This window comes from Chitinophaga deserti, from assembly GCF_003149455.1.
GTDB classification, from domain to species: Bacteria; Bacteroidota; Bacteroidia; order Chitinophagales; family Chitinophagaceae; genus Chitinophaga; species Chitinophaga deserti.
In genome coordinates this window covers 681969-695760 of record NZ_QFFK01000001.1, presented here as the reverse complement: position 1 = coordinate 695760, position 13792 = coordinate 681969, and the positions used below count along the sequence as shown (strand labels likewise).

Sequence of the window (13792 nt, the reverse complement as noted above, 5' to 3'; positions counted from 1 at the left end):
TTTTTCAATTACAATATCTTTTTTAAGTCTTTCACAGCCTCTGTGAAGGCTTCATCGATGTTATTGGATAAGGTGATAACCTGGGCTTTCTTAGGTGCGGTGTTGTAGGCGGAAAGCGGAGTGTCTTCCCATACGCAGCTGCGGATAATGATGGGGACTACTTTCACGGCATCAGGGTTTGTGTTTTCTTTATCAATGGCGTATTTGATCTCGATATCCCAGATGTAATCGGTGGCGAGGAAGTCGGAGCTGACGAGGAAGATGATGATATCGGCTTCTTCCAGTTCCTTTTTGATTTTGCCATCCCACTTTTCGCCGGGTAGTAGTTGCCGGCAGTTCCAGGTGCTGATGCTGCCATTGCGCTTCAGGGCGCTGAGGTGGTTTTCGAATTGTTGTAAGTAATGGGCATCGGCTTTGGAATAGGAGATGAATATCTTTTTCATTTTGAGTTCGTTTTTGAGATGGGCGCGAAAGAGTTTCAGATCGAAGTATTGATCGTTGTAATGGAAGATCCACTGGTTGGAATCCTCTGCGGCATGAATTACATCCACCGGCACGAAATCGGTGCCATTGGTGGTAACTGCTTTTTTGACGTTCATGTCGAAGGTGAGGCGTTCCAGTTCGCCGGTGATCTTTTTGAGCAGGGATTTGTCTCCGTTCTTGCCCAGTGAGTACACATCGATGAATGCTTTAGCTGTGGCGGTGGCATTGATGAAACGGACCATTACGATGCCCTGCGTCAGTTCGTCTTTAATCACAATGCCGTTTTTCCAGTAGTAGTATTGTTGTCCGTGTTCATCGCGGAGGGCTTGCCGGCCATAGAGGTGGAAGAACTCCAGGATGATGTGTTTATGGATGAATCCCTGGAACAGGAACCTGTAGGAAGGCTGGTGGCCGTCGTCCAGGAAGATGCTGATGCTTTTGGAGGGTTGTGCCGGGAGATATAGTGGAGCGATGAAGGAGCCTTCCTGCGACGGGTGAGGAAAGGCGATCTTGAAATGCTTCATGAGTTCGATGATGGTGGTGCATTCTTCGTCGAACTTTTTCTTTTGCAGGGCTTTCAGGATGTGATCCTGATCGAATTGCCCGTTGAGACCATGGAGACCTTCGAGGATGTCGTATATCTTTTTCAGGACATCATTCTGCCGCAGGAAAACTTTGTCTTTGAGATGTTCGTTGTCGGGGAAGTAGAGGATGAGGCCGATGTCGTTGAGGTATCGGGCATAGCTTTCGGTATGGGCTATGCTGAAGTAGAGGTTGCTTGTATCTAATTTCCCAGCGTTGATTACTGCAGGTATTTCGGAAATAATTTGATTGCAATAGAGCCTGAAATCTTTGAGGGACATTTCGCGCTTGCTATCTTCCACGCCATTTTCAATAGCTAGTTTAATGGCCCCCCAAGTACCCAGACATTCCCTGGTGGCAATGGGCATATTGTCGATCATTTCGAAAAGTAAATTCTGGAAATGGTCCATTCCCCGCCCTGTTTTAACAGAGATGTTGGCAAAATCGAAGATATTGGGGTATTCGGTATTCAACTGGAGTTGATCGAGGAAAAACGTATCTGCCGCAGTTGCTACTTTACTCTGGGTGATAAGAATGTTTGGCGGTTGTAATACCCTCAACAGGTTTTTCGTCGGAAACGAAATGTGAAGTTCTTCCATATTTATATCAACAGGATCCGCATCTTCCCTTTCAAGCATTATACTTTTAATTAAAGTGCCTTTTGTATTAAGTGACCTGAATAAGATAATGTCATCTTCTGTAAGTTTTCGTTGACTATGATAAGCAATGGATTCCATCCAATAAGGAATAGGGAACCCCTGGATAGATACATTCGTTTTAGTCTGATCTTTCTGCAGCTGCTGAATTTCACGTTCATCATAATTGTTGGTTTGATGATTCCACAGCAATACATAAGCGGTTTGACTACTGAAGAATAAATAATGGGTGTCGTGGTAATACTCCTGTCCACCAAAGTCAAATATCCGGATATTGTAAGTCCGGTTATTGCGTTTGGGGTGCCAGTGTTTTATCTCCATCCAGTGAGTGGAAGGTAATTTGTCGTTCCATTTGCCGGTGATCAGTCTTTCTGCGAGAGATGTTTTACCTGCATCGCTGTTTCCAACTAAGATTATTTTAATGTCATCATTTTTAAAGAGGGGTATCCTTACGGATTGTTCCACTTCATATTGCTGGAAGAAGCTTTTTACAAACGCCATGCCCTGTCCGATAACCTGCATATTGGGTACATCCAAAGGGTTGTTGGCAATGTTTATTGTATTGAGGCGCCACTTTGAATCAGATATGGTTTTTTTAATCACCAGTTCCCGGATGTTATACAGGTTACTTATTTTATTTGAATGCAGATCGATGGTTTCTGCATTGGGCGTTTTTATGAGGAAGTCTGCGTTTTTCAGCAGGTTGTTACTAAGGTTGAGATGCCTAAGTGATTTGAGGTGAAAGTGAGATCTGACATGCGTGATGAAGTTATTATTTGCAATAAATTCTTCCAGTTTAGTCAGCGAGTTAATATTGAGTATCCCTTTAATTCTATTGTTGCTGATATTTAGATACTTTAATTTATATAGTTTGAGGAATGGTTCTATCGTATTGAGGCGTCCTCTGTTTACATGTCCGTCTCCTGCCGCCCAATCTCCACCAATATTCAATGCTTCAAGGTTTTCCAGTTTCACTATTTCAGGCGGGATATGAAAGATGTTGTTGCGTATTCCGTTGTTGTTGCTGTGTAGTTTCTCGATCACCCCTGAGTGACGGTGTACTCCCCATTCATTGCTTAGGATAAGTTCTTTAAGATGGCTGCATTCAAAAAGTTCCGGCAGGAGAGATAAGTCTGTAATACTAAGGTTGCCCAGGTCTATCCGGGTATCTTTATTTTGTCGGCATTTTAATATTTTGTCGCGGGCAGGTTGTAAAGATTCATCGATCCATTTTACAATTTCCTCCCGCCCCCTTCTGGCTACATTGGATGGCGGGAATCTGAGTGGATTGCCTACAGAATTGATTCGTGCCAGATTGATTTCTTTACATTGGTTGTATAAAGGGCTCAGATCAAAAACCCGGTTATTTGCTATGCTTACATATTTGAGATGTATCAGGTTTCGTAATGAAGAGATATCCTCAATGTTGTTTCTACCAAGGTCGAGGAATGTCAGATCATGAAAACGGGATAAGAATGAGACGTTTGTCAGGCTGCAATTGCGAAGCATAAGGACCTGTAAGTCAGTAAATGGAGCCAATAGCTTAACTGGTACTTCACAGTCAGCCAGGCTCAACATTGTAATTTTCCTGATGCCGTTTAGCGAAAAAGAATTGGGGTAATTAGCAATTCTTGAAGTATCGTCTGTAGTTGGGAAGTAATTAAGGCTGATACCCAGATACTTTTCAATATCTAGTATAATTTTAGGCTTTTTCACCATAAAATGTCTGGATTTGCTGGTTTAGTTGGCGGGCTGTGATTTTCCTTTCTCGGCATTCGTTTTAATATGCCGCAATACTCTACCGTGAATCTCGTGGATAATGTAGTTACTCCACGGTCTCCAGTAAAAGGCCGGGCGGATATTATGATAATACCAGGTTGTGCCTTCGAGCAAGGTATGCCCATTAGGCAAAGCGGTCAATTTAAACTGGCCTTGTTTGGACACGAAGTAATCATGTAAGTGTGGGGCATCCACATCCCAGAAGCTCAGCTCTTTCATAGGAGCGGGTTGTTCCAGTACATCAAATTTCAGCAGATGTGGCGGGTTCCATACAGTAACAGGCTCTACAAAGCTTCCCGTCGTAAAGTTACAATGCCTGATGGCGCCAACCCCTTCACCTTCTATTTTCGCATTGATCGGGTAAGCAATGCCTGTTTTGAAAAGGAACTCCGTGGGCTCATCGAGCTGAGGGAACTCAATAACGTTTTTCCATACAGTTTGCGGGTCTGCCGCGATTTCAATGGATGTAACTACTGCATTCAATTCCGGAGGCGTATCTTTTTCAATAAATGAAATGAGCGGAATACTGCCCGCCAGGATGATCATTAAAGTAGGGGTTTTGCCGGGTTGCTTATTGACCATCCAGTATCCAAGGGTGCTTCCCATCCATATCAGCGGTAATCCAAGCGGGGTAGCCATTGCAATACAGATCAGGCCCTCCATGGCAAAAAATAACAGTCCTGCTGCGTATGCTAAAAGCGTAATGATGCCCAGCTTCCACGACAAACTGTAGCTTATTTTATTTGGATTTCTATAACCGTATAATGATACTGTGCCGAAGCCCATAAAGAAAGGGAGCACAAGAAATAGTACAAATCCATAATCTTCGAGCTGATAAAAAATTACTGCCGTGATTAGCCAGGAAACAATAGTGATCACACTTACTGCTATCCATGTGCGATTTTTGGAGGCCATAGGTTGTAGGGTTTCTTTAGGTGTTTGTTCCATGAAATAAATATACGGAAATCAAAATAGTGAAGGCGCAGGTTTTACCAGGCGCCTTCACTACAATGCCTTTTGCCTTAAAGAAGGCAGTTTTATGCTCAAAGTGTTTTCAGTACCGGTGTGTTAACCGATAAACAAACCTTTCAGGCTCGCCAATCACGCCGGAAGCTGCCATTCTGTTTTTAAGCATATCTGATTTCCAATAGGCGCTGGCTTTTGCAGTATCTTTTATGGCTGTCACCACTATTACTTTTTTATTATCGTCCACATCATGGCCGTACGCTCTTACCGAAATGCCATTATCCAGCCTGTGCTGATTGCCTTCTTCAAACGCTTTTAGCCAGGTATCCCAATCTTTGACCTGAAATGTTGCCCTCGCCCGTATATCTGTATCAACAGCGCCGGTATCTCTGAAAGTGACCGTAACAAGACTAAAAGAAGGGGTGCCAGTGACGCCTCCTTTTTGCATTGCCTTTTTCAGGCTGGGGTCTTTGGCAAACGTTTTGGCTTTGGCGATGTCATCAACTTTCACCGCTACAAATACCATGTTTGAATCGTTTAATCCGCGGCCAATAATATAACTGTGTATTTGGTTGGCCAGTCGTAGGGAATCATGCCCATCATAGGAGATCTTCCATTTTGCAAAGTTGGCCACTTTGTGGGTAACCAGCATCATACTTTGCGGGGCGGTGGTGGTTGTGTTTACTGCAGGCGTAACATAAGCAGAATTGCTATCAGTGTCTGTTGTGGTGTCGGCTTTTTTACGACCTTCTCCACAAGATGCCAGGCATAACGCCGCAGATGCATAAACGAGCAAACAAATAAATCTTAACTGGTACATTGAATTTGGTTTTAACAATTAAGAAATATGAGGATTATGGAAGATGTGGATGGGATGGAGGTTCAACAAAGGTAGATCATATTATCATGTCGGCTCAAACTCATTTTAAACAAAAAAGGTGTTCGTGAGAACACCTTTTTTGTTTTGTAGCCCGGACAAGAATCGAACTTGTATCTAAAGTTTAGGAAACTTCTATTCTATCCATTGAACTACCGGGCCGGCACTACCCTGAGGGTAACGGGAGGGCAAAAATAAACGATTTTGGCAAATTTCCTTAAAAAAATCAGGCATAGAGGCGTTCTATGGAATCCCGGTACTTTTCCTGTATAACACGGCGCTTGAGTTTCAGTGTGGGGGTCATCTCCCCGCCGTCTATCGTCCATTCCCGGGGCATCAGCTCAAATTTCTTTACCTGCTCAATATGGTTGAAGTACTGGTTGTATTTGTTTACCGCCTCTTTATAGAGGGCCTTGATCTTAGGATCTTTCAGTGCAGAGTCGTTGGAAGGGAACTCCACCTGGTGATCTCTGGCCCAGGCTCTCAGGTTCTCAAAATTGGGTACTATAAGGGCACCGGTGAACTTCCGGTCGGCCCCTACCACCATAATCTGCTCTATTAATGGCGATTCCTTGAACTTATTCTCTATTGGCTGTGGGGCCACGAATTTCCCGCCTGAGGTCTTGAAAAGCTCCTTCTTGCGGTCTGTGATTTTAAGGAAACGTTGCAGCAGGATCACTCCAATGTCGCCCGTATGGAACCATCCGTCTTTGAAAGCCTCAGCGGTAAGGTCGGGGCGCTTGTAGTAGCCGGAGGTAATGCTTGGGCCTTTTACGAGGATCTCCCCATCGTCTGCCAGCTTTACTTCCACATTTGATATAACTGGACCTACGGTGCCGAACATGCGGTCTTTCGGCTCTTTGCCGTTTACACTGATCACAGGGGAGGTTTCTGTGAGGCCGTAGCCTTCCAGTACGGGAAGGCCAGCAGCTGTGAAGAGCTTTAGCAGCCGTATCTGGCAGGCGGCGGCACCAGTAACGATACAGCGGATCTTTCCACCCAGTGCTTCCCTCCATTTGCCAAACACAAGCCTGTTGGCCAATGCCAGCTCCATCCGGTACCATGGGCCCTGGTTTTTGTTGATTTCATATTGCTGTCCCACGCGCAGCGCCCAGAAGAATATCGCCCGCTGGATGCCGGTTAGGGCATGGCCACGCGCCATGATCTTCTCAAACAGCTTTTCCAATACCCGGGGTACGGTGGTGAATATGCCGGGCTGCACCTCCCTGAGATTATCGGCTATGGCATCCAGACTTTCCGCGTAATAGACAGATACACCCGCAGTGAAATAGACATAGGTCACCATCCGCTCAAAAATATGGTTCAGGGGCAGGAAGCTGAGGGCGCGGGCATGTTCATCTACAGGGAGGATGGGAAGGCAGCCTTCCACATTGCTCATGATATTACCGTGCGTGAGCATCACTCCTTTGGGCGTTCCGGTAGTACCGGAGGTGTAAATGATAGTTACCAGCGTATCAGGTGTTATGGCTGCTGACACTTCCGGGAGCCGGGCTTCTGATTGTGGAGTGGCAGCAGCGGGCACATCCATCCAGTGGCGGACGCCGGGTATGCGGTTGAAAGAAAAGATGTCGGAGAGGTGAGGGAGCTGATCCCTGATGGATTTTACTTTTTCATACATCTCAGCATCATCCACAAACAGGACACGGGCTTCTGAATCGTTGAGGATAAACAAAAGCTCGGTGGCGCTGATGGTGGGGTAGATAGGTACGAGAACGGCCCCGGCCTGTTGGCAGGCAAGGTCGGTAAGTATCCATTCGGGCCTGTTGGCACTGATGATGGCGATCTTATGCTGGATTTCAGGTGCAGGGGGCTTTCCGCCTACACCCATTTCCAGGAAGCCGGCGGCAAACCGGGCGGTGAGGGTGGCAACATCTGCCGTGGCGTATTTCTTCCATACGCCTTCTTCTTTGGCGGCCAGCATATCCTGCTTGGGGAAATGCCGGAGCTGGTGCGACAGTACGTCAAAAAGGCGGTTGGGGTGGTGCATGATGAATGATTGGATGAATGGGCATATAAAGCACTTTGGGCTCATTCAATTTACCGAATTTTCCCCGGAAAATGAAAGGCCCGGCGTAAAACCGGGCCTCTTTATCATTTGGTAATCAGTTCAAACTGAATATTGACGACGGAATTGATCAACTTGTCCTGCAGCGATTTATCTGCCCGGTAAGTCATCCCCCACTGTGTACGGTCGATGTTGAAATTGGCCGCCGCTCTCACTTTCCCTTTCTCGTAAACGATCTTGGCGGGGAAAGTTATGTTCTTGGTGGCGTTTTTCATGGTCAGGTTACCGCGTATCATATGGGTCGCGTCTTTCAGGATCACAGACTGGTCGCTGGCAGCAGGGTGGTAAGGCGTCACCTCCGTTACTTCGAACTTCGCCGTTGGGAACTGGCCGGCATCAAAGAAGTTGGCTCCGCGGAGTTCTTCTTCCAGCTGCTGCTGCATGTCGGGCTGCTTGTTAAGGTCGAGGTTACGGAGGCTGGCGATATTGATGGTGAAATTGCCGCCGGTAATGGTACTGTCGTTCACGAATATCTCCCCGCCCTTGAACCGGAACGATCCTTTATGCTCCCCGGTGGGCTTGGTGCCGATCCAGTAGAGGATACATGCCGAAGTGTCGAGGGGGAGGGTATGCCCGCTGGAGGGAGATACCACTGCCTGTGGCTCTGATACTGCTGCCTTGTCGGCCTTCGGTGCCTGCTGGCAGGCCGCGGCGGCGAGGGGCAGTATAAACCATATCCGTGAAGATGTACGCATATACATGATGTTTTAGGCTACATAAGTTCTGTTCCCTACCCAAACGAAACGCTTATCCACAAACTCGGGAGTTGTGAAGCTGGCATTGCCGGCAGGGTTACCTCCGGTTACATGGAAGTCAGAGAAAGCGGCGTGCTGGTTTACCCAGATGAAACCCGTGAAATTGAATGAAACAGGCGTAAACACGCTGTTCATTGCATCGGCTATTTTGTCCATCACCCCTTCGTCAGTTGAATAGGCGCCGCAGGTAATAGCACCATGACTGGAAGCCATCTGTCGTGCCAGGCGAATGGAATCGTCGGTGTTTTTCGTTTTAACGAGCAACACTACCGGGCCAAACAGTTCCTGCTGGAAAATGGACTGGTCTTCGGCCGATACTTCCACTACTACAGGCGACCAGGTGCGAGCGCCTGCATACTCTTCGCTGTTTACCGGTGCTCCTTCCAGTAATATTTTACCTCCCAGTTTGGCAGCTTCGCGGGCACGGGTGAGGGTGGCTTCGTTTTGAACAGCGCCCAGCGTGCCGGCTCCCATTTTAGGGTTATTGACAAGGGCTGTAATGGCGTCGGTGAATTTCCTGGCTACCTCATCAAAGGAAAGCGTACCGTTGGCAGTTTTAACACCCGTTTCCGGGATAAAGAAGTTCTGGGGAGCGGTACACATCTGTCCGCTATAGAGGCTCACAGAGAAGGCGAGGTTCTGCATTACAGGGTCTATTTCCTGTACAGAATCGATGATAACGGAGTTAACACCGGCTTTTTCTGTGAACACCGTTTTACCCTGCGATGTGAGAGATTCCACATAGTTACCGAAAGCACTGCCGCCGGTATAATCGATCAGGTGGATGCCGGGATGCTCGCAAAGGGCTTTTGTAATTGGTGCTCCCGTAGAGTCTGCAGCAAGCTGGCAGGTATAAGGATCCTGCCCGTTTTCTTCCAGTACCTGCTGGATAGCAGCCACTACAATGGCAATGGGAAGTACGGCCCGGGCATGAGGCTTCACAATTACGGGGTTGCCGGTAATAAGATCTGCATAAATGCCGGGGAGAGAGTTCCATACCGGGAAAGTGGAGCAGCCGATCACGAGACCCAGTCCTTTAGGAACCGGGCGGAAGGTTTTCTGCAGCTTCACGCTGATCTTGCCCATGGGTTTTTCCCATGTTTGCTGTCCGGGGAAGTGTTGGAGCTGTTGGTAGCCCATAGCGATGGCTTCGAGGGCGCGGTCGTTTGCATGAGGGCCGCTGGCCTGGAAGCTCATCATATAGCTCTGGCCGGTGGTGTGCATGGTGGCATGCGCAATCTCGAAGAAGTGGTGCTGGATTTTTTCCAGTGTTTCGGTGAGGATGCCGGCACGATCGGCTACAGATAGCTGTGCCCAGCGTTGTCCGGCTCTCTGTCCGGCTTTAACAAGTTCGTCCGTGGAAATAATGGGATACGAAATGCCGAGGGGCTCAAGGGTGTAAGGGGATACTTCTTCCCCATACCAGTTCTCCACGACTTTTTGTTTCAAACGTGAAAAGGGCTTGTTAAGCAAGCTTTTGTAAGCAGCTTCTCCCTGTTGGGGAGCTTCATCGCCGTATGCCTTGGGGTGCTCGGGATACTGCGAGTAAAAGGTTCTTTCGTGGTTGGCCTTTACCGCGTTGTCGATGATGTTTTGGTGTTTTGCGATCAGCATAGCGCTATGGTTTAGATATGAGTTGTAAACGATTGCTGACGGCACCGGCCAATGCTACCGGATGGTGGCTACTTTGCCGGTGTTGTAAAACTCGTCGTCCCGGAGTTTCAGCGGGTGGTTACGCTGCCAGGCGGTGAAGTTGTCGTACTCCGTTTTGTGCAGGGCGGTCCATGATTTGTATTCAGACTGGTTAGCGGCAGGGCCAAACAGCCAGAGATTGTACGCTTCGAACATCCCTTCCCGCAGGAGCTTCCGCTGGAAGTCGAACAGGGCATATGGATACTTCACGCCGTAGAATTTGTACCAGTCCAGCAAAAAACGGGTGCGCAGCATGATGAGCGATTGGGGCTCAATGCCGGTGGCGATCACACTTACCTGTTTGGCCATTACGGTTTTATAAGCGTCCATGAAGGCATTCGCGTCCGTCTTTTTGCCTTTGGAGCTGCCGGTTTCACCGGGCACACTGTTAAAGATGGCCGGGTCGTCGAACAGTTTTTTATAACATTCCAGCACCACATCGCGGATCTCGGCGGTGCGGGTGGTATAACTTTCGAGGTTGATGAAGGTTTCGCCGTAGAGGATGGCCCAGATGGGTTCCTTGGTCCACAGGTAGCTGCGGGAGGCATGATAGTAATTGCCCGGGAAATTAGGGTCTACTTCAATGCCTTTTACCCAGTAGCGGAGGGCGCCGTCGAAGTTCTTCATGTTTTGCAGGAGATCTCCATAATCGCAATGGAGCTCGCCGCTGTTGGGGAATTTACGTAACCCGCGCTGGTAGATCTTTTCTGCACCCTTCCAGTCCTGCCTGCCCTGATAGATGTTGCCGGCTATCTGGAACAGATGAATGTCGGCGTCTTTCTTATCAGTGAGCGGCGAAACCACGGTATAGGCGCGGTTATAATCCCCTTTAAGGTAATAGGCGAAGGCCAGATCTTTTTTGAGCTGAAGATCGTCAGGAGCGGAAGTAATGGCCTGGTTGAGGACAAGTATGGCATTGGTATAATCGCCGGACCGGAGGAAGTTCCGGGCGGTTTGTTGCAGTTCGGCGTTATCCTGGGCAAGTGCCCATTGGAAGGAAAGCACGCCCGTCAGCACCATTGTCCATTTTTTTGCAGCCTTTTGCCATTCCATTGTTCAGTACGTTTTCTGTAAATGTAAGAAAAAACCGTTGACCCCGGCTCAAACCGGGGCCAACGGCGGATTTGTCGGAAATCAGAAAGTGTGGGTCAGCAACCCGTCGCGCAGTTTGGGTTCAAACCAGGTAGATTTTGGGGGCATCACATTGCCGGAGTCAGCAATGTCGAACAATTGCTGGATGGTAACTGGATACAGGGCAAAGGCCACAGCCATCTCGCCACTGTCTACCCTTTTTACTAGTTCGCCCAATCCACGGATGCCGCCTACGAAATCGATCCGCTTGTCGGTACGAGGGTCCTGGATGCCAAGGTGTTTGTCGAGCACATTGTTCTGGAGGATGGTTACGTCCAGGATGCCGATGGGATCATTCGTGTAAGTGCCTTCGCGGGCCACGAGGCGGTACCAGGTATGATCGAGGTACATGGAAAACTCGTGGAGCATAGCCGGCTTTTGCTCGTGATGGCCCACAGCCTCCACGATAAAGTCGTATTCCAGGCGGGAAATGAGGTCTTCCTTACTATGGCCATTCAGGTCTTTCACAACACGGTTGTAGTCGAGAATAGCGAGCTGGCTGGCAGGGAAGATGGTGGTAAGGAAGAAGTTTACAGGATTATCAGTGGCTACATCTTCACCGCTGGCTTGCTGTACCAGGGCGGCGGAAGCAGCACGGTGGTGGCCGTCTGCAATGTAGGTAGCAGGTACCTGGGTGTTGAAACGGTGAGTGATTTCTTCCACAGCTGCGGCATCTGCCACTACCCAGATCGTGTGGGCGATGCCATCGGCAGCTACGAAATCATATACGGGGGCGTTATGTTCCTGCCAGTGTGAGATGAGCGCGTTGAGTTCAGGGACATCGTTGTAGGCGAGGAAAACATTACCTGTTTGCGCACGGGTGGCGGTGATGTGGTTAATGCGGTCCTGTTCCTTTTCAGGACGGGTGAACTCGTGTTTCTTGATAATGCCATTATTATAGTCGGCAATGGAGGAAGCGCAAACAAGCCCGGTCTGGGAGCGGCCATCCATTACGAGTTTATAGATATAATACGCGGGAGATGTTTCCTGGAAAAGGGTGCCGTCTTCCTGCATTTTCCGCAGGTTTTCAGCAGCTTTGGCATATACGGGTGCGGAGTGGGTGTCCGTTCCGGCAGGCAGATCGATCTCCGATTTGCTGACATGATAGAAGGAATGAGGGTTTCCGGCGGCTTCTTCGGCGGCTTCTTTAGCGTTGAGCACATCGTAGGGCCTGGCGGCTACTTCTTTGGCCAGTGCGGGTTGCGGACGCAGCGCCTGGAACGGTTTGATAATTGCCATGGATTCTAAGTTTACTGTTAGGAGGGGTAAAAGTAAGAAAAGGAGGGTAGGAATAAAAAAGAGCGCCGCAGTAATCTGCGGCGCTCTTCGTATTTAAATATTTTCAATACTTCGGTAAGGGGAAAGGTTATGCTTTTTTGAGGGAGAAGAACTTCATGGCTTCTACCATAACTTCCACGCTGTCGAGCGGGAGGGCGTTGTAAAGGGAAGCACGGAAGCCTCCGGACAGGCGGTGGCCTTTAATGCCAACGATATCTTCTTTCTTGCAGAATTTGAGGAATTCATCTTCCAGCTCGGGTTTATCGATGGTGAAGGTGACGTTCATTTTGCTGCGGTCTTCTTTAGCAACGTTACCACGGAAGAGCGGGTTATGATCTATCTCGTCGTAAAGGAGGGCAGCTTTCTTATTATTGATCTGCTCAATGGCAGCTACGCCGCCCTGGCCTTTGAGCCAGCGGAGGGTAAGCATGGAGATATATACGGCGAAAACGGGCGGTGTATTAAGCATAGAGCCGTTTTCGATGTGGTTCTTGTAGTTGAGGATGGACGGGATCTGACGGGAGATCTTACCCAGCATGCTTTTACGGACAGCAACCATAGTAGCGCCAGCGGCACCCATGTTTTTCTGCACGCCTGCATAGATAAGGGCAAAGCGGTTAAAGTCCATCTGACGGCTCAGTATATCACTGCTCATATCGGCTACAACAGGTACATCCGTTTGGGGCATGGTGTGCCACTGGGTACCGTAAATAGTGTTGTTGGTGGTGATATGGAGATACTTGGCCTGGGGGGCTATAGTGTATTGTTTTGGGATGTGATTATAGTTCGCCTCTTTGGAGCTGGCGGCCACATCTACATAACCAAACAGTTTCGCCTCCTTGATGGCTTTGTTTGACCATACGCCGGTATCGATATAGGAAGCAGTTTCGCCACTGTCCAGCAGGTTCATGGGTACCTGCATAAACTGCATGGTAGCCCCTCCCTGCAGGAAGAGTACTTCGAAATCGTCATCGAGCTGCATGAGCTCGCGGGTAAGGTTGCGGGCCTCCTCCATTACTGCCATAAAAGGCTCCGTTCTGTGCCCGATCTCGAGGATGGACATACCTGATCCTTCAAAATCGATGAGCGCTTTGCTGGCTTTGTACAGCACCTCATTGGGCAATACAGAAGGACCTGCATTAAAATTGTGCACCTTCATGTTGCGGTCTAAATTGTATACGGTTTCTTGTTCCACTTTATATGGTTTTTCGAAGGAAAAGGTAAAAAATCACGGTAAATGAACCGGAAGATTGGTCAGTGTAGGAGTGGTTAAAAATATCAGATGGAGAACCAAAGATAATGTTTCTTTTCAGAAAACGTATTAGGGAACCTAAATATTTTAACGCCTTCAACACTGTACAGGCTTCCGTTTGGAGCGGGTTTTTACAGTGCCTGCAGCTATGCTGAGGCATCAGGAACGAAGGGCCGCCGGAGGGGCGGTTTACGCCTGAAATAATGCTGTTGTGATACGGGCTACAGATAGCCGGTAACGTTAATTACTTCAGTG

9 protein-coding genes, 1 tRNA gene and 1 pseudogene are annotated in these 13792 nt (G+C 48.4%); all 11 read right to left on the bottom strand.

Annotation, left to right across the window (positions count from 1 at the left end):
* Positions 1-8: 8 nt before the first annotated feature.
* Positions 9-2765, bottom strand: a complete 2757-nt coding sequence (locus DEV76_RS02740; protein WP_198651921.1) for a COR domain-containing protein — start codon at positions 2763-2765, stop codon at positions 9-11.
* 366 nt (positions 2766-3131) lie between these two features.
* Positions 3132-3230, bottom strand: a pseudogene (locus DEV76_RS26325) (leucine-rich repeat domain-containing protein); the annotation flags it as partial.
* 231 nt (positions 3231-3461) lie between these two features.
* Complete coding sequence (locus DEV76_RS02735; protein WP_109694820.1) at positions 3462-4415, bottom strand: SRPBCC family protein; 954 nt, start codon at positions 4413-4415, stop codon at positions 3462-3464.
* A 139-nt stretch (positions 4416-4554) separates the two neighbouring features.
* Positions 4555-5286, bottom strand: a complete 732-nt coding sequence (locus tag DEV76_RS02730) for a hypothetical protein (RefSeq protein ID WP_109694818.1) — start codon at positions 5284-5286, stop codon at positions 4555-4557.
* Positions 5287-5433: 147 nt separating this feature from the next.
* Positions 5434-5505 (bottom strand) — tRNA-Arg (locus tag DEV76_RS02725).
* A 64-nt stretch (positions 5506-5569) separates the two neighbouring features.
* The gene (locus tag DEV76_RS02720) at positions 5570-7351 is read right to left on the bottom strand and encodes an AMP-dependent synthetase/ligase (protein WP_109694816.1); all 1782 of its coding nucleotides are present in this window, start codon (positions 7349-7351) and stop codon (positions 5570-5572) included.
* Between the two features lie 104 nt (positions 7352-7455).
* Positions 7456-8124, bottom strand: coding sequence for a YceI family protein (locus tag DEV76_RS02715; RefSeq protein ID WP_157962687.1), 669 nt, complete (start codon positions 8122-8124; stop codon positions 7456-7458).
* A 12-nt stretch (positions 8125-8136) separates the two neighbouring features.
* Positions 8137-9798 (bottom strand): phenylacetic acid degradation protein PaaN, encoded by a 1662-nt coding sequence (gene paaN, locus DEV76_RS02710; RefSeq protein ID WP_109694812.1) that lies wholly within the window; start codon positions 9796-9798, stop codon positions 8137-8139.
* A 54-nt stretch (positions 9799-9852) separates the two neighbouring features.
* The gene (locus tag DEV76_RS02705; RefSeq protein ID WP_109694810.1) at positions 9853-10929 is read right to left on the bottom strand and encodes a tetratricopeptide repeat protein; all 1077 of its coding nucleotides are present in this window, start codon (positions 10927-10929) and stop codon (positions 9853-9855) included.
* A gap of 81 nt (positions 10930-11010) precedes the next feature.
* The gene (locus DEV76_RS02700; RefSeq protein ID WP_109694808.1) at positions 11011-12246 is read right to left on the bottom strand and encodes a DUF1015 domain-containing protein; all 1236 of its coding nucleotides are present in this window, start codon (positions 12244-12246) and stop codon (positions 11011-11013) included.
* A gap of 127 nt (positions 12247-12373) precedes the next feature.
* A complete protein-coding gene (serC, locus tag DEV76_RS02695) occupies positions 12374-13480 on the bottom strand; it encodes a 3-phosphoserine/phosphohydroxythreonine transaminase (protein ID WP_232826857.1) in 1107 nt (368 codons plus the stop codon).
* Between the last annotated feature and the right edge of the window lie 312 nt (positions 13481-13792).

Bases quoted from the DNA above. Each gene is read 5' to 3' on its own strand.
- DEV76_RS02735 (WP_109694820.1), bottom strand. From the start codon at position 4,415: ATGGCCTCCAAAAATCGCACATGGATAGCAGTAAGTGTGATCACTATT.
- DEV76_RS02730 (WP_109694818.1), bottom strand. From the start codon at position 5,286: ATGTACCAGTTAAGATTTATTTGTTTGCTCGTTTATGCATCTGCGGCG.
- DEV76_RS02720 (WP_109694816.1), bottom strand. From the start codon at position 7,351: ATGCACCACCCCAACCGCCTTTTTGACGTACTGTCGCACCAGCTCCGG.
- DEV76_RS02715 (WP_157962687.1), bottom strand. From the start codon at position 8,124: ATGCGTACATCTTCACGGATATGGTTTATACTGCCCCTCGCCGCCGCG.
- paaN (WP_109694812.1), bottom strand. From the start codon at position 9,798: ATGCTGATCGCAAAACACCAAAACATCATCGACAACGCGGTAAAGGCC.
- DEV76_RS02705 (WP_109694810.1), bottom strand. From the start codon at position 10,929: ATGGAATGGCAAAAGGCTGCAAAAAAATGGACAATGGTGCTGACGGGC.
- DEV76_RS02700 (WP_109694808.1), bottom strand. From the start codon at position 12,246: ATGGCAATTATCAAACCGTTCCAGGCGCTGCGTCCGCAACCCGCACTG.